The organism is Flavobacterium flavigenum, assembly GCF_027111255.2.
Lineage (GTDB): Bacteria > Bacteroidota > Bacteroidia > Flavobacteriales > Flavobacteriaceae > Flavobacterium > Flavobacterium flavigenum.
This window is the reverse complement of sequence record NZ_CP114285.2, coordinates 2,848,042-2,867,292: the sequence shown is the minus strand read 5'-3', so window position 1 is coordinate 2,867,292 and position 19,251 is coordinate 2,848,042. Positions and strand designations below refer to the sequence as shown.

Here is a 19,251-nt window from a genome sequence, read left to right as displayed (position 1 = left end):
AAAACTATTGTTTATAAGAATTTAAAAATTTTTTTTATGAAGAGAATTTTACTTATTCTGCTTTTTGCTGTTTTTTACACCAGTGTAAATGCGCAATGTTCGATCACCACAACTACAAATACATCTGCTCTCACTTGTGGTAATGCACCTATATCTGCATGTGGTGGGATTTTATATATTGGTAATGGTACGAACGCTATGAGTTTAAACATGGATGCCAATTTAGATCTTACATGTTTAGGGGCTATTCAGTTTATCGTTAGAAATAATGCTACTTTGGACTTTGATGCTGGTAGTAATAAAGATTTGAAATTGGGAGCAGGTTCTTCTATTGTGTTTGAATCAGGTTCAGCCATAAAAAGTAATAATAGTTGCAGTGCATCTGACTTAATAACAATCGGTGGTTCTGCTGTCGCAAATTGTAATGGAAGCAATGTACCCTCTTTTACTCAAATTGTTTCGAATGGAGGTATAAATCAGGCAGGTATTTTGTCAGGTAATCAATATATCTGTACTTATGGTACCAATACAACGACTTTTAGTTCTACATCATCAGGGGGCATGTGGTCTAGCAGCAACACTTCAATTGCTACTGTAAATTCTTCGACAGGGTTAGTCACAGCTGCTGGAGTAGGAACTGCAACAATTACTTATACCCGATCAGGTGTTACAGCTACAAGAAATGTATATGTTGCTAATGGACCAGGAGGAGGAGTAAGCGCTATTAATGGCTCTAATTCACAATGTCAAAATACTTCGGCTAATTATACAGTAACATCTAATAGTGCTAATTATAATCATACGTGGAGTTATAGTGGTACTGGAGTTACTTTTGTTACATCAGCCGATGGACGTTCTGCTACTGCAACTTTTGCTTCAAATGCTACTTCAGGACAAATAGTTGTGAATTCGACTAATGCTTGTGGAAGTGGATATGGAGCTGGTTTTAATGTAACTGTTGCTGGAGCACCTGCCGCACCAGGAACAGCTAATCCTGATAGTCCATTATGTACAAGTTTTAATGCTCAATGGGCTTATACAGCATTAGCGACAAAATATTTTATAGATGTCGCAACAAATAGTAGTTTTAGTACAGGAACTATACTTCCATCGTATACTAATCTTGATGTTGGAAATGTTTTAGTATACCCTATAACAGGTTTAAATCCAGGAACTACTTATTATTACAGAGTTAGAGCATATGGTAATTGTGGTACAAGTACAAGTTCTTCTGTAATGACTTATGCAACAACACCTAGCCCAGTAGTTCCGGTTGCAACTTCTATAAGTGGTAACGTACAATGTAATTATGCTGAACCTCAATGGAATATAGTAGCTAATGCAACAGGATACTATTTAGATATTGCTACAGATAGCGGGTTTACAAATTTTGTAGCAGGATACAATGGTTTTAATGTTACAGGTAATAATGGAATTGGTCCATCGAATAATCTTCCTGCTGGTACTTTGTATTATAGAGTGAGAGCATACAATAATTGTATAGTAACAGGAAATTCTAATGTTGTAAGTTTTCAAACAACAGCTCCTGTTGGAGGTTCGGTTTCTCCGGCGCAAACTATTTGTGCAGGAAATTCTCTAACATCCAACCTTACATTAAGTGGATATACAACTACAAATACGGCAATAGTAAAATGGCAAAAAGCAAGTGATATAGGATTTACTTCTAATGTATCTGATATTTCTGAAACAACAAATGTTTTGTCTATTGCTAAAATTGGTGTTTTAACTACAAGTACTTATTTTAGAGCTGTTGTACAAAATCAATTTAATTCTTATTGCAGTTCATTTTCTAATCCGGTATTAGTAACAGTTAATAATTCTATTTCTGCAGCTTCATCAACCCCAACAGTCTGTATTAATACAGCATTAACCCCAATAACACATACTGTAATTGGCTTTACAGGTATTGGAACTGTGACCGGTTTACCATCTGGAGTATCTCCATCTTTATCAGGCAATACATTGACTATTAGCGGTACTCCTACTGTTTCAGGAACTTTTAATTACACTATTCCATTAACGGGTGGTAGTTGTGGAGGCACAAGGAATGCTACGGGGACTATAACAGTTACAGCAGTACCAGCAACACCAGTAACAATTAACCAGCCAACCAATAAATGTGCAAGTACAACAGGCAATACTTTTAGTATAACTTCAGTACCGGGAGCTACATCTTACACTTGGTCTGTAACAGGAACAGGCTGGGCAGTAACAGCTGGAGGTACAACTACATCTGCAACCATTACAATTGGTTCTGGAGTAGGAACGGTTTCAGTAACGGCAACTAATGCTTGCGGTACCAGCTCTGCTTCAACTACAGGAAATATCACTCCAACTACAGCTCCAGCAACACCTGGAACAATTACACAGCCAGCTACTAAATGTGCAGGTTCAACAGGAAATACCTTTAGCATATCACCAGTAGCAGGGGCTACATCTTATACCTGGTCAGTGACAGGAACAGGCTGGTCAGTAACAGCAGGAGGAACAACTACTTCTGCTACCATTACGATTGGTTCAGGTTCAGGAACAGTTTCTGTTACGGCGACTAACGCTTGTGGTACTAGTTCAGCTTCTACTACAGGTAGTGTTGCTCCAACTACAGCTCCAGCAACACCGGGAACAATTACACAGCCAGCTAATATATGTGCAGGTTCAACAGGAAATACCTTTAGCATATCACCAGTAGCAGGGGCTACATCTTATACATGGTCAGTGACAGGAACAGGCTGGTCAGTAACAGCAGGAGGAACAACTACATCTGCAACCATTACAATTGGTTCAGGTTCAGGAACAGTTTCTGTTACGGCGACTAACGCTTGTGGTACTAGTTCAGCTTCTACTACAGGTAGTGTTGCTCCAACTACAGCTCCAGCAACACCGGGAACAATTACACAGCCAGCTAATATATGTGCAGGTTCAACAGGAAATACCTTTAGCATATCACCAGTAGCAGGGGCTACATCTTATACCTGGTCAGTAACAGGAACAGGCTGGTCAGTAACAGCAGGAGGAACAACTACATCTGCAACTATTACAGCTGGTTCAGGGATAGGGACAGTATCTGTAACAGCAACAAATACATGTGGTACAAGTTCTGCATCAACTACAGGAAATATTACACCTAACCCAACTCCAACGCCAACATTCACAACCGCTCCGCAGGTGCAAACATGTGCAGGAGAACATATGAGTTATACCACCCAGAGTGGACAATCTAATTATACTTGGACTGTTTCAGGAGTTCTGAATACAGATTATAGACTTATTGCTAGAGGTACAAGTACAAATTATGATATTGTGATTGAATGGTTAACTGCGGGTTCTAAAATTGTTACCGTTAATTATACTAATTCTAATGGATGTAATGGTGCAGTAGCAGCTATTTACACTACAAACGTAACTGTTTTGGACAGAGGAAGGGTAAATGGCGGAACACATATTTGTAAAGGAAGCCCTTTACCAACTTTAACCTTGCGAAATGATGCAGGAAATGCAGTTTATCCGGATTCTTCATTAGTTTTAATATGGCAATACAGTGACGACTTAAATAATGCGACCTGGAATGATATTCCAGGAACTGCAGGCCAAATATCTTATACACCAACAGCATTTCCAGGTGCATTTAGAACGTATCAGGTTATATTGAAAAGTGGTATTTGTACTAAGACTTCTATAGAATCCAGAATTAACATAGACGCCTTTAATGCGCCAACTTTAGGTACAACAACTTATCCTACATGTTCAGTTGCAACGGGTAGTGTAGTCTTGAATAATTTACCTACTGGAAATTGGGAATTATACAGAAATGGAAATCCAACGCCAATCTATACTAATCCAACTCCTAATACAACAAGTTATGCGCTTACAGGTTTGCCTGCTGGTACTTATACTTTTACTGTTAAAGAAGGAAACTGTATCTCTGATGCTTCTGCAACTTTAAATATGAGTCAGGTGGCAAATACATGGGATGGTTCGAAATGGTCCAAAACAGGTGATACAACATTACCAACTGCCGGAGATAAAATCGTTTTTGAGGGTGATTACAATGTAACAAGTGATATATCGGGTTGTAGCTGTACAGTAAATTCGGGCAATGTAATTGTAACTTCAGGAAGAACATTAACTATTAAAAATGAGGTAACAGTTAACGGAGGTACTTTGACATTTGAAAACAATGCCAGCTTGTTACAAGATGTTAATACGACTGTAAACAATAATTCTGGTAAAATCATCTATAAGCGTAGTTCTCAGCCGATGAAGAATTACGATTCCACGTATTGGTCCTCACCTGTAGAAGGCCAAACATTGTATAATTTATCTCCTAATACGCGCTGGGATAAATATTTGTCCTATACAGGAGACAGATGGAACGAAGAGCCATCTTCGACTGTGATGCAAGCTGGTATCGGTTATGCCATCCGTGTTCCTGATATAAAAACAGTATATCCAAACGGTGAGACCTGGAATGGCAGCAGCTATGTACAGAATCTTTCATTTATAGGCAAACCCAATAACGGAAAGATTACCAGCGGGCAGTATATGGAGAAAGATAAATATTACCTTATAGGTAATCCTTATCCTTCAGCTATCTTTGCAGACTCGTTTTTGTATGATAATGCAAACAACAGTGGTATCTTAGGTGGAACGGTTTATTTCTGGACTCATAACACGGCAGTTAAACTAGTTGGTGCCCAGTATGCTTATGTTTCGGATGATTATGCGAGCTACAACCTTACAGGAGGTGTTGCCTCTGCGCTTAGTGATCCAAAGCACAGTGTTAACGGAGTAGATAAAGGAATGAAACCCACTGGTTACATTGCTGCAGGGCAGTCTTTTTTCACCAGTGCAGAATCTGGTTCTGGTCATGTTGAGTTCACAAATGAAATGCGTTTTGGCGGAACCAATAATTCGCAGTTTTTCAAACCTGGTAACACCTCGAAATCAGCATTGATGGAGAAACACCGTTTGTGGCTTAACCTAACCAATGCAGGAGGTGCATTCAAACAAATGCTTATTGGCTACATAGAAGGTGCTAGCAATGGATATGATAAGATTTTCGACGGACAGAGTTATGACGGCAACAGTTACATTGATTTTTATAGTATCAACGATGCTACCGATCTGACCATCCAGGGGCGTGCCTTGCCATTCAGTGATTCAGATGTTGTTCCTTTAGGGTATCGTTCGAAAATTGCGGGAGATTTCACCATTGCAATAGATCAGGCCGATGGTAAGCTGGCTACGCAGAGAATTTATCTGGAAGACAAGCAGACCGGAACAATAAACGAATTGACGGCGAAAAACTATACTTTTACGACCAAGGCAGGTACCTTCAAGAATCGATTTGTGCTTCGCTACAAGAACACAACATTGGGGACCGGTGATTTTGAAACGGTTGATGATGCTGTTTGGGTTGTTGCCCAGAATAAAACCATTACAGTAAATTCGACTACAGAAAACATTGACAAGGTCTTTATTTATGATGTTTCAGGAAAAGAGTTGTATAGTAAAGATAAGGTTGGCAATCTTGAATTGATTCTTCAGAACCAGCCCTTTGCGCAACAGGTTTTGCTGATCAAAGTAGTACTGGGGAATGGCTACCAGACGACCAAAAAAGTGATCTTTAAATAAAACTACAAACTATAAATTAGAAAATCCGATAGCATAAGTTATCGGATTTTTTATTAGTAGATTAAACAATTCACTCAACTCAGTAGTTCAAGTTCTTTTACCTTGTCATAAACTAAATTGTTTTCATAACCTCTTCGCAGTAGATAATCGCAAAATTTCTTTCGTTTTTTTAGGGTATTTCGTTCTGTTAAACTTTCCCAGCATCTTTGAGAAAGCTCATCAAATGTTGTTGCGTATTCCTCAGCGGAAATTTCTTTTAAAGCCAGATTAATATTGGCTGTAGAGATGTGTCTTGTTTTAAGTTCATTTACTATTCTAATTTTTCCCCAGTTTTTAATACGGTGCTTACCACGTGCAAAACTGCAGGCAAAGCGTGTTTCGTTTAAAAAATTATCTTCAATTAGTTTGACAATAATAATGTCGATTTCCTCTGGAGACATTTTTAAAGAATATAGTTTAGTTACGACTTCATCATGGCAACGTTCCTGATAGGCACAAAAATGTTCTAGTTTTTGTAATGCTTCTTTGATGGTCATACTTAAAAATGAAAATGATTAATTAAAAACAAAAGTAGCTTATTTAATATAATTGTGGAAAAGCTTTAATGAATGTAAAAAAAAGTAAGAAAATTTAACATATTGGAATTGTTTTTTTTATACTTTTGGAAACCCCATTAGAAGCAACTCAAATTCAGTTGTTTAGTGAATATGTTTTTTTGAGCAAAAGTAGCTGTTGCAGACAAACCCCACAGTTCTGACAGTATTGGCTTTTTCAATACCACTCATAAATAAAAAGAGCTTAAAATTTAATTCTCTTGAAGAAACTATTGATAAAGTGTTTGTGTATGATCTTACAGGAAAATTAGTTTATAGCGATTCAGAAATTTTAGCTTCTGAAGTTTAATCAGTAACCTCCAATTTAAAAAATGAAATCTTGCTACTTAAAATCATTTTAACACACAATAATATAGTAAATAAAAAATTATAGCTACTTCAAAATAATTAACTTCTAAATATTGTAAATATTGAAAAAAATTTAAAAAACAGCTAAAAAGATTTATTTAGGTTTTTCGATAAGAAAAAAAAACTTACAAAAGCTTTTAATTAGTATTTTCTTTTACTGAAATTTAACATTATGCTCAACTTTTGTTCATTTAATGTTTGTTTCTATCTTGTTGATTTTTAATGAATTATTTATTTCAGTTTGTTAAATTAATTATATAAATGCATTTAATCGATTTTTTATGCTTTTCAACGATTACGGAATAAAAAAAATGTTACCTTAATGGTGCTCTTTGATAAATACTCAAAAAGGAATTTTTGGTGCCTTTTTTTGTTAAAACTGAATTATTCATTTAAAATTTAATTGAGATGAAAAAGATTTTTATTACGGTAGGCATATTGGTGAGTATATGCTCGTTTGGACAATCAAAAACAAATGCATTCAATAATGCAATCTCTGAGAACAATATTCAATCTTTTGAATCATCCACAACTTCTAAAACCAGTGCTTTAGAAAAACATCGTATTTGGCTTAATATGACAAATACAGAAGGAGCTTTTAAACAATTATTAGTTGGTTATATTGAAGGGGCAACAAATGGATATGACAGTAAATTTGACGGAATAAGTTTGGATATGAATCCGTATATAGATTTTTATAGTATTAATTCAAATCGTAATCTTGTGATTCAGGGCCGTGCTCTGCCTTTCAACGAATCTGATGTTGTGCCTTTGGGTTACCGTACTATTATAAAGGGCGAATTTACTATTTCTATTGACGAAGTGGATGGTATGTTTTTCACTCATCCTGTTTATTTAGAAGATAAATTAAATAATACAATTATTGATTTAAGACAAAATGATTATACTTTTACTACTGAAACAGGGGTTTTTAATAATAGGTTTGTTTTAAGATATACTAGTAATACATTAAGTACAGATAATTTTGAATCTGCAAATAATATAATTTCAATTGGAGTTAAAAATAATGTAATTTCGATAAGCTCAAATGTTGAAAATATGGATAAAATCTTTGTTTATGATGTTACAGGTAAACAATTATCAAATATAGAAAACATTAAAGATACACAGTTAATGATTACGGACTTATCGGCTACACAGCAAATTTTATTAGTAAAAGTGCTGTTAGAGAATGGAAAATCTATTACTAAAAAGACACTGTTTAAATAAAAATATTACTACTCTTTAAAAAATCCGACAAAATTGTTTTGTCGGATTTTTTGTAAAATCCAGTTTATAAAATCATTCACATTTATTTAAAATTAAATTTAAATAGATGATTTGTCATGCATATAATATTCTAAAATATTTTTTTTTGGGATAATCTTTAATTTATTCAAGTTAATTTTTCGTATTGATTATCAGTACTTTAGGTTGTGTTTAATAATGTGTTTTAAGATTTACAAAAGTCATAAATGCATTTTGAGGTAGTTTATTGAGTAGGAAACAACTTAATCTAAATATAAATTAAAATGAAAAACATATATATAACTTTAGGTCTCTTTTTAATTTTTATATATTCATATGGGCAATCGGCAAGCAATTACACTTTTACGTCAATCCAGGGAAATTATATTTCGCTTACAGGTGTTGCCGGAGTAACCGATACTTCAATTCCAGCCACAGCAGATGAAGGAATTTCTAACGCAATAACACTTCCTTTTACCTTTACTTTTGCTGGAACAGCTTATACTTCTATAAGGGTTTCTCCTAATGGGTGGATATATTTAGGTTCAGGAACACCGGCTGAATCCAATGATAATACTCAGGCAAATGCAGAAACAAGAAAGCCAATTTTATTTCCATTATGGGATAATTTAAAATGTAATGTTGCACCACGTTATGTAACAACCGGAATTGCCCCTCACAGAAGGTTCAAGGTAGAGTGGAGTCAGCAAAGCTGGAATAATGGAGTTGCCGGAGATGTGATTTCATTTCAGTTGTGGTTATTTGAGACAACAAATGTGGTTGAGTTTTTGTACAATCAGGGAGCTGTAGCAGCAAATACTGGGTCTTCCGGCGGAGCTTCAATAGGAATATATGATGGTTCCAGCAGATATTTGACATTAAATAATTCCAGCGGGACACCTGTTGCCCAACCGGATGTTTTTACAACGAACATTAGTACAAAACCTGCAACAGGTCAAATTTATAGATTTACTCCACCAGTTACCGGAGGTTTAGAGGCTAATAATTACTGTTTTTCTGCAAGTTCAAGGACCTATGATAATTTATTGTCAGCTACAGATGTACCCGCTCTGGCTGCAAGTTCAGATGATGTACTTTCAAGTACGGTTGCTTTACCTTTTAGCTTCAATTTTGCAGGAGCTTTCTATTCTAATATAAGGGTTTCCAGTAATGGCTGGATTACATTTGCATCACCTACTCCAACAGCATCACAAAATTATACCAATAATATTGCGAATGCTAATATTATAAAACCCGCGTTATTTCCATTGTGGGATGATATTGAACTTACCGTAATTCCAAAATACCAGGTTTCGGGTACAGCACCTAACAGAATTTTTAAACTTGAATTTTCGAAGCAGAAGTGGGATTATGCAGGAGCAACTGATGCCATTTCATTTCAGGTATGGCTATATGAAAAAAGTAACGTTATAGAATACATTTATAAGCAGGGTGCGGGAGCATTGAGAAATCCAAGTGCTACTATAGGTTTATATGATGCCAATGGAAAATATTTGCTTTTGAATAATGTGACCGCGAGTCCAACAACAACTTCCAGTTCTTTTATATTTACCCTTAATGCAAAACCTGCTACAGGACAGGTCTATCGATTTACGCCTCCTCCCACAATTTCCTATCCCGGAAATGCTTTTATAGCAACAGGTACGGTAGCAGTTACACAATCCGGAGATACAGGAGGTACTTATTCTGCAACTCCGTCTGGTCTGTCTTTTGTAAGTACATCAACTGGTGAGGTAAATTTAACAGCAAGCTTAGGAGGAACTTATACCATATCCTACAATGTGGGAGGCTGCGTAACTGCCACTACAGAGATGACAATTTTTCCTTTGTTACCACAGCCTGTAGGAACTGTAGGAGTTGCTTCTTGTTCCACCGGAAATGATGGAAGTATCACCATAACCAATATGAACAACAGTGTCAGATTTGTGGCGGCAGATAATGATTACATAGATCTGGGAAGTCAGATGCTGTCTAATAGAGCAGCTTTTACCATGGGTGGCTGGATAAAGTTTAAGGCATCTGATATAACAGGCAGAATGAGCTTGTTTGGTCAGAATGATGCAATAGAATTTGGTTTTTCATCTCCATCAACGTTTGAATTATGGACTTCAGTAACGGGACCTGTAACGGCTTCCTTTACTCCCGTTACATTAGGAAACGAAGCTTGGCACCATATCGCAGTTACAGGTGATGGTGCACGTATAAGGATTTATATTGATGGTGTCAGTGTACCCGTAACTGGAGGGGTAGTGAGCACCACCAATTATGGAGCGTCAACCTTTACTACTAAAATAGGAAGCCGTGTTTTTTCTGATACAAATGGTGAAACTTTTACCGGTAGTATTTTAAAGGCTGCGTTTTATAACACCGCTCTTTCTGCATCAAGAATTCAGAGCCTAGCATTCGGACCTACTGTATATTCTGGTTTTGAACCCGGAATAATTGCAGGTTATAACTTTTATGATGGTTCAGGAACTACCTTAACCTCTATACCTGCGGGATTCAATGGTACATTTGTAAATTCTCCTGAGTGGGTTGATCCTTATACGTATGCCTGGCAAAGAGTAGGAAATAATACTGTTATTGCCACTACTAAAAACCTGACTAGTCTGACTCCTGGTGATTATAGGGTTACAGTAGCACTTACAGGTGTAAGCAGTCCAAATGCTAAAGTTTTTACAGTGGGTTCAGCTGCAGAAGTTGTTGCAATAGCCGGAACAGGAGCGAATTGTACTACTACTATTAATGCAAATTGGAATGCAGTTGGAGGAACTACAAGTTATGTACTGGATGTAGCTACAGATGCTGCTTTTACTAATTTTGTTACGGGCTACAATGGCTTAAATGTCGGGACGGTTACAACCTATGCTGTCAATAACGTTCCTCCAGGACCTATATATTACAGAGTGCGCAGAAATACAAGTTGTGGTGTAAGTGCTAATTCTAATGTAATTGAATATCAGACGCAACAGGTTAAAACTCCGGTTGCAACTGCTGCTGCTATATTATCCTGTACCAGTTTTAGAGCCAATTGGAATGCAGTTGCCGGTGCTAATGCCTATTATTTAGACGTTTCTACAGATCCTGCTTTTGGCAGTTTTGTTACGGGTTATAATGGTTCAAATGTGGGAAATGTAACGAGTGTTGAAATTACAGGGCTGAGTTCTAATACTAACTATTATTACAGGGCTCGTTCAGGAAATGCTTCCTGTGGTATGATGATAACTTCGTCTAATACCATTTCAATATTAGTTAGTACAGGTCCTACAGCTCCTACTGTAGGGACAATAACTCAGGCCACATGTGCTAATCCAACCGCCAAAGTTGTATTGAATGGTCTTCCGGCCGGAGAATGGACATTACAATTTTCAACAGGCCAGACTTTTTCAGGAAGTGGGACAAGTGTTACTATATCTGACCTTGCCCCGGGAAGTTCCTTTACTGCTGCCGTTAAGACAGATGCGTGTTATTCTCCTAGTTCAGCTAATATTGTACTGGATCCTTTAATGGTTCCAACCTCGACCTGGAATGGTTCTGGCTGGTCTACCCCACCCACAATTAATAATAATATTGTTTTTGCTGGTAATTATACTTCAACAGGAGATTTAAGTGGCTGTACCTGTACTGTAAATTCCGGTGTTTCAGTTGTAGTAAATTCCGGTCATACTTTTACTATAACCAATGCAGTTACAACCGGAGGAACGCTAACTTTTGAAAACAATGCAAGTCTTTTACAGACAAATGATGTCAGTAATACGGGAAATATTATATATAAGAGAATTTCTCAGCCAATGAAAAAGTATGATTTTACATATTGGTCTTCCCCAATAGATGATCAGGTACTCATTGCGTTGTCGCCAAATACGAGATTTGACAAATATTTGTCATACAATTCAACTTTGGATCATTGGCAGGAAGAACTTCCATCGAATCGCATGACAGCTACAAAAGGTTATGCTATCAGGACACCTGAAGAAGGAATTTGGGGCAATGGAGAAAATGTGGTTTTTCCTTATTCCCAACAACTAAGCTTCATTGGGGTTCCTAATAATGGTAATGTTTTTGCTCAGGAAATAACTCCGGCTGCGGCTACTCGGTATTTCTTAATAGGCAACCCATATTCTTCAGCTCTTGACGCAAGTTTATTTTTATCTGCAAATAATACAGCTTTAGAAGGAACCATTTATTTTTGGACTCATAATACACCAATAGGACTAATTGGTTCAAAATATGCTTATAGTTCAAATGATTATGCTTCTTATAACTCTACGGGAGGAGTAGGTATATCCGCAAAAAGCGCACCGGGGCATAATGATGATCCTGATTTGGATCTAGGCAGAAAACCAACAGGGAAAATAGCTGCCGGACAGTCCTTTTTTGTTACTTCAAAAGCAGCAGGTACAGTTGTATTTACAAATGCAATGCGTGTTTCAGGAAATAATAATCAGTTTTTCAAACCCGGAAAGGATTCTGGAATAGAAAAACATCGTTTGTGGCTTGAATTGAGTAATGATCAAGGAGCTTATAAACAAACCTTAGTAGGCTATATTGAAGGAGCAACTAATAATTATGAAGATCAGTTTGACGGAATTACTTTTGACGGCAATCCATATTTAGATTTTTATAGTATTAACGAAGACAAAAAACTTGTAATTCAGGGAAGAGCATTGCCTTTCGAAGATACTGACACTGTTTCTTTGGGATATAAAAGTGCAATTCAAGGAAATTTTACGATGGCAATAAATCAGACTGATGGTAATTTATCAAATCAGGCCATATATCTTGAAGACAAACTAACACAGACTATACATAATCTGCAATCATCATATTATATGTTTACTACTGCAGCCGGAACTTTTGATGATCGTTTTGTCCTGAAATACAGCGATTCAAATTTAGGTTCAGGTAATTTAGACAATAATAAAAATAATCTGATTGTTACAGTGAATCGTAAAGTCATTAACATTACATCTTTAAATGATGATAATATCAGCAAAGTCTTTTTATATGATATTTCTGGGAAATTGATTTATAAAAAAGATAAGATAAATAGCAATCAATTTTCAATCACACAGTTAAATACAGCAGAACAGGTTTTGCTTGTGAAAGTGTTTTTTGAAAACGATAACGAACAAACAAGAAAAATCATATTCAGGTAATAAGAATAATTGTTTTTCATAAAAATCCGATAGTAATCCTATCGGATTTTTTAAGCATAATTTATCGTAAAAAATTTTTAAGTGTGATAACGAAATAAATTAATATCAAATAAATTTCACAATTAGTAAGATTTTACATGTAAATATTTTTTTTTATCTAATAAAATGTTCTTTTTATCGCTTTTTTTTGCTTTTTATCGAATAGTTTAAAATTTGATAAAAAAACCATTCAGAACTGTTATTTTTGTTCTATAAATTAGCCCCAAATAATTTAGTATTTGTTTTTTAATTCTTATGTTTTGATTATCAGGACATCAATGTGTTTACAGTTTTAATACTAATTCAGTTTAGGGTATTATAAGTTGTTATTTGATAAAATTTGTCAAAAAAACAATTTTAATAAAAATAAGTTTACTTTTTTTAAATTTAATCCGCCCCAAACATGATTAAAAAACTACTTACTATTATTGGTTCATTTTTTTTTAAACAAAATCAATATACTCCGAAAATTATAGCAACAAACTTATTTAGTAATAATGCTAAATGTCTTTGTTTTGCTTTTTTTGTATTTCAAATGGGTTATGGGCAGTCAGGTTGTAATGTTGTTAAAGGAGGAGAATTTAATAGTTCTGCTGATGGCAGTAATTGGACATTGCCAGAAAGTTCTAATACTGGTTGGTTTCGTTATGGGAATGAGGCATATATCGATGTAAATAGTACAAGCAATATATCGCTAAAGCAATCTGTAACGGGTTTATTAGGTAGTTCCTTAACGCTTACCTTTAAAATTAAAGGACAAAATGCGGATAGATTGAATTGTAATACAAATGCAACTATTGATATAAAACTTGGGGGCATTACTTACATGACTATTGTAAACCCATCATTTAATACTACTAATGCAGGTTATGCTGTAATTACTACAGCTAATATTACCACACCTGTTCCAGGAACAAGCTATGTAGCATCAGGTTTCCCAATAGCTGTAGGTAGGGATTCAGCAACTAAGCCAGGTATGCCCGAAAGTAGTTTAGGTCAAGGCACAATAACACTTACGATTCCCTCTTGGGCAGGAGGAGTAACTGCCGATCTCGAATTTGTAGCATCATCTTCAACCAGCTCTGCTGGAACAGGAAATTGTAGCAGTACAACCGGTGGAGATGACTGGCTAATCGATGATGTTAAATTGACTGCAAGTGATCCAACAGATTATTTGATGACTGGCTCAAATGGATGCGCAGGAACTAATATTACAATGGGGCTTAATAATTCTCAAGTAGGAGTTAATTATCAATTAAAACGTAATGGTACGACAAATGTAGGTACTGCAGTTGCTGGAACAGGAACAAATATCAGTTTTGGAACTCAATCTACAGCGGGTACTTATACAGTAATGGCTGTAGTTGGAACTACGGAATGTAAAGTTATGAGTGGAAGTGTTGTAATTAATCCAACCCCAACTTTAACTGGAGCAGCACGATCGGGAACGGCTTGTCTAGGAACTGGTAACTTAATTAATTTAACAGGGTTGTTACCAAATAGTACTTCAACAATTAGTTATACTATAGCTAATATTGTACAAACGCCAATAACAGGAGTTGTTGCTAATGGCTCTGGAGCGGGGAGTTTTACAAGCACAGCTTTAACTGTTTTGAACAGTGGCCAAACTTTACGAATAACTGGAGTTACCACTACAAGTGTTACTCCAAATTGTACTGCAAATTTTACTACTATAACTACAACATTATCAGTGAGCACTGTCCCAGTCGTAATATCGGCAGGATCTAATCAAGTCCAATGTAACAATGCTACTTTTACCCTCGCTGGAACTGCTGCGCCAATTGGGACATCAGGCTTATGGAGTGTGGTAAGCGGAACGGCTACTATAACTACTCCATCTTCGAATACATCTGGGGTTACTGGAGTTCCTGCAGGATCCAGCGCAACATTGCGATGGACAATTACAAATGGTAGCTGTACTGCAAGGGATGAAGTTGTTTTGACAAATTATGCTACTCCAACTGTTTCAAATGCAGGATTGGATATATCCAATTGTAATTCAGCCTCATTTACGTTAGCTGGTAATTCGCCGACGATAGGAACAGGTGTGTGGTCAGTAGTTAGCGGAACAGCAACTATTACTACTCCAACTTCAAATACATCTGGGGTTACAGGAATTACCGCAGGAAACAGTGCGACATTACGATGGACAATTACTAATGGAACTTGTACTTCTACAGATGATGTTGTTTTGACTAATTATGCTACAGCAACAGTAGCAAATGCTGGTGCAGATCAAACAAATTCAGCAACCTGTGGTGTGACATCAGTAACCTTAAATGGTAATAATCCTACAGTTGGAACAGGTGCCTGGTCTATTGTAAGCGGAACAGGCGCAACAATTGCATCACCATCTACCCGAAATAGTACTTTTTCAGGAACGGCAGGTTCAACCTATACATTGCGATGGACAATTACAAACGGTGTGTGTTCTTCTACAGATGATGTCGTAATCACTTTTAATCAAAATCCAACTGTTTCAAACGCAGGTTCAGACCAAAATGGTATTTCTACGTGTGGATTGACTTCAGTAACATTAGCGGGGAATACCCCTGTAGTTGGAACAGGTGCATGGTCTATTGTAAGTGGAACTGGAGGAACAATTGCAAATCCATCAAGTCCTACAAGCACATTTACCGGTACAGCAGGGTCAACATACACATTGAGATGGACAATTTCTAATTCACCATGTACCTCTTCTACTGATGATGTAGTAATAACATTTAATGTTGTACCAGCAGCGCCTACAGGTTCAGAGTTTCAAACATTTTGTGCAGCAGGTTCGCCAACAGTAGCAAATCTGACAGCCATAGGAACAGGTGTAAAATGGTATGATGCACTAATAGGAGGAAATCAGCTGGCAGCAGCAACGCCGCTAATAAGTGGAAATCATTATTATGCTTCGCAAACTTCAGGATGTGAGAGTACAACTCGATTGGATGTTACGGTAATGTTAAATGCTACACCTGTAATTACACCTAATAAAGTTGATGAAACTTGTCCTACATCAAATAATGGAACTATTTCGCCAACATTTTCAGGTGGTCTTGCTAATGTGAGATATATAAGGTTAACTCAAAAATTTGACAATCCTGATGCATGGTTACAAGTTGGAGAGGTAAATGCGTTTGAAATTTTTACTGGTCAAAATGTGGCATTGAGTTCTAATGGAGCTAGTGCGGCGGCAAGTTCAGTTTATTTGAACGATGCTGCATCCTATGGTCCTTCACTGGCTATAGATGGGAATAACGGAAATATGTATCATAGTAATACACCAAATAGAAACGAGTATCTGGAAATAAGTTTGGCTTCGCCTAAAAATATAGATTATCTACGAATTTATAATCGTAATGATGCCTATGCTTTTAGAGGTCAGAATATGTTATTGGAGTTGTTTGACAATTCCCATAATGTTGTGTATGCAAAAACGGTTGATTTGAGAGGTGTTACCGGAACTAATGTTATAGATGTAAATGTGTTGGATGTTACATGGTCAGACGCTGTAAGTACGTTAAACAGAACAGGATTAGATTCTGGAAGTTATACTTTAAATTATGCAGATGCTGCTGGCTGTTCTGTAAGTATGCCAATAAATATAACATCAGTAAATAATGTACCTAGTATAGCTTCAATTTCTGTACTATCTCCATTATGTTCAGGAACTTCTTTGAATCCTTCTGTTCCAACAGTTACAGCTAACGGTTCTGCTATTTTAGTTTCCGGCTGGCAATTAGAAACTGCAGTGGGAAGCGGTTCATATTCCAATTTGATAGTTCCTTATACGGTTTCTTTCGCTGACAATGGAAAAAGAATCAGATATTATGCGACTAATGGATGTGGTACAACTAATAGTAATAGTGAATCAATAACAATAAATCAAAATCCAACAGCTCCAACTGTAGGTACAATAACCCATATTAATTGTACAACAAATACGGGTAGTGTAGAATTACGAGATCTGCCAATTGGTGATTGGACAATTAATCAAACGGGAGATGTTGCTGCAAGTTATGGTAATACGATTCCTAATACAACAAGCAGAACTATCTCAGGTCTATCAGCCGGAAGTTATACATTCACCGTAACTAATTCTGATGGATGTACTTCAGCAGTGAGTACAGTTACCATTTTCAATAATTTTAATACATGGGATGGTAGTAGCTGGAGTAAAGGAGTACAACCTGATGCTTCTATGAATGTTATAATAGCTGCAGTAATTCCTAATTCTCCTTTTACAACAGATTTAGTAGCTTGCGCTTTGACAATTAACCCAGGTGTAGTAGCAACAGTACCATCAGGAGTTACATTAACTATAACAAATGAAGTAACAGTTAATGGTTCTTTGACATTTGATAATAATGCCAGTTTGGTACAAATTAATAATGTAAATAATAATTCAGGGCCTATCATCTATAAGCGTAGTTCTCAGCCGATGAAGAATTACGATTCCACGTATTGGTCCTCACCTGTAGAAGGCCAAACATTGTATAATTTATCTCCTAATACGCGCTGGGATAAATATTTGTCCTATACAGGAGACAGATGGAACGAAGAGCCATCTTCGACTGTGATGCAAGCTGGTATCGGTTATGCCATCCGTGTTCCTGATATAAAAACAGTATATCCAAACGGTGAGACCTGGAATGGCAGCAGCTATGTACAGAATCTTTCATTTATAGGCAAACCCAATAACGGAAAGATTACCAGCGGGCAGTATATGGAGAAAGATAAATATTACCTTATAGGTAATCCTTATCCTTCAGCTATCTTTGCAGACTCGTTTTTGTATGATAATGCAAACAACAGTGGTATCTTAGGTGGAACGGTTTATTTCTGGACTCATAACACGGCAGTTAAACTAGTTGGTGCCCAGTATGCTTATGTTTCGGATGATTATGCGAGCTACAACCTTACAGGAGGTGTTGCCTCTGCGCTTAGTGATCCAAAGCACAGTGTTAACGGAGTAGATAAAGGAATGAAACCCACTGGTTACATTGCTGCAGGGCAGTCTTTTTTCACCAGTGCAGAATCTGGTTCTGGTCATGTTGAGTTCACAAATGAAATGCGTTTTGGCGGAACCAATAATTCGCAGTTTTTCAAACCTGGTAACACCTCGAAATCAGCATTGATGGAGAAACACCGTTTGTGGCTTAACCTAACCAATGCAGGAGGTGCATTCAAACAAATGCTTATTGGCTACATAGAAGGTGCTAGCAATGGATATGATAAGATTTTCGACGGACAGAGTTATGACGGCAACAGTTACATTGATTTTTATAGTATCAACGATGCTACCGATCTGACCATCCAGGGGCGTGCCTTGCCATTCAGTGATTCAGATGTTGTTCCTTTAGGGTATCGTTCGAAAATTGCGGGAGATTTCACCATTGCAATAGATCAGGCCGATGGTAAGCTGGCTACGCAGAGAATTTATCTGGAAGACAAGCAGACCGGAACAATAAACGAATTGACGGCGAAAAACTATACTTTTACGACCAAGGCAGGTACCTTCAAGAATCGATTTGTGCTTCGCTACAAGAACACAACATTGGGGACCGGTGATTTTGAAACGGTTGATGATGCTGTTTGGGTTGTTGCCCAGAACAAAACCATTACAGTAAATTCGACCACAGAAAACATTGACAAGGTGTTTATTTATGATGTTTCGGGAAAAGAATTGTATAGTAAAGATAAGGTTAGCAATCTTGAATTGATTCTTCAGAACCAGCCCTTTGCGCAACAGGTTTTGCTGATCAAAGTAGTGCTGGGGAATGGCTACCAGACTACCAAAAAAGTGATCTTTAAATAAAACTACAAACTATAAATTAGAAAATCCGATAGCATAAGTTATCGGATTTTTGTTTTAAATATCATAACTACCCAATTTCAATTTAAAAAAATCTTTTATGGTTAAAAATGAATGATTTAATAGAATTGAGTGTATTTTCATGTAGTTTTTTACTTATATAATTTTTCAGTTATAAAATACATATGTTCTACATCGGGTTTATGTGCTTTTAATCGAATTTGTCCCGTTTCAATTAAAATAAGTTGCACAAAGGATTATTTTTGTGACTTATATGCTTCTTAGTGTGGGTATTAAAAGATATTTTTTCAATTGTTTTAATATCGAACGGTGAAAAATT

At 36.5% G+C, this 19,251-nt stretch carries 6 protein-coding genes; 5 read left to right on the top strand and 1 reads right to left on the bottom strand.

The genetic code is table 11. The features are described 5' to 3' along the window. Window positions 1-36: 36 nt before the first annotated feature. Window positions 37-5,655: a DUF8693 domain-containing protein gene (locus tag OZP09_RS11700; RefSeq protein WP_281309431.1), complete on the top strand. Its 5,619-nt coding sequence runs from the start codon at window positions 37-39 to the stop codon at window positions 5,653-5,655. 74 nt (window positions 5,656-5,729) lie between these two features. Here OZP09_RS11700 and OZP09_RS11695 read toward each other — a convergent pair whose 3' ends face one another. Continuing rightward, on the bottom strand, window positions 5,730-6,191 hold the full coding sequence (locus OZP09_RS11695) for a regulatory protein RecX (protein ID WP_269233871.1): 462 nt from the start codon (window positions 6,189-6,191) through the stop codon (window positions 5,730-5,732). Between the two features lie 196 nt (window positions 6,192-6,387). Between OZP09_RS11695 and OZP09_RS22730 the strand changes: the two genes are divergently transcribed. From OZP09_RS22730 to OZP09_RS11680, 4 genes are all read left to right on the top strand, one after another. Further along, a complete protein-coding gene (locus OZP09_RS22730) occupies window positions 6,388-6,558 on the top strand; it encodes a DUF8694 domain-containing protein (protein ID WP_269233870.1) in 171 nt (56 codons plus the stop codon). Between the two features lie 467 nt (window positions 6,559-7,025). Beyond that, on the top strand, window positions 7,026-7,847 hold the full coding sequence (locus tag OZP09_RS11690; protein WP_269233869.1) for a DUF8693 domain-containing protein: 822 nt from the start codon (window positions 7,026-7,028) through the stop codon (window positions 7,845-7,847). Between the two features lie 302 nt (window positions 7,848-8,149). Further along, complete coding sequence (locus OZP09_RS11685) at window positions 8,150-13,045, top strand: DUF8693 domain-containing protein (protein ID WP_281309430.1); 4,896 nt, start codon at window positions 8,150-8,152, stop codon at window positions 13,043-13,045. Between the two features lie 442 nt (window positions 13,046-13,487). Then, the gene (locus OZP09_RS11680; RefSeq protein ID WP_281309429.1) at window positions 13,488-18,914 is read left to right on the top strand and encodes a DUF8693 domain-containing protein; all 5,427 of its coding nucleotides are present in this window, start codon (window positions 13,488-13,490) and stop codon (window positions 18,912-18,914) included. Window positions 18,915-19,251: the final 337 nt, after the last annotated feature.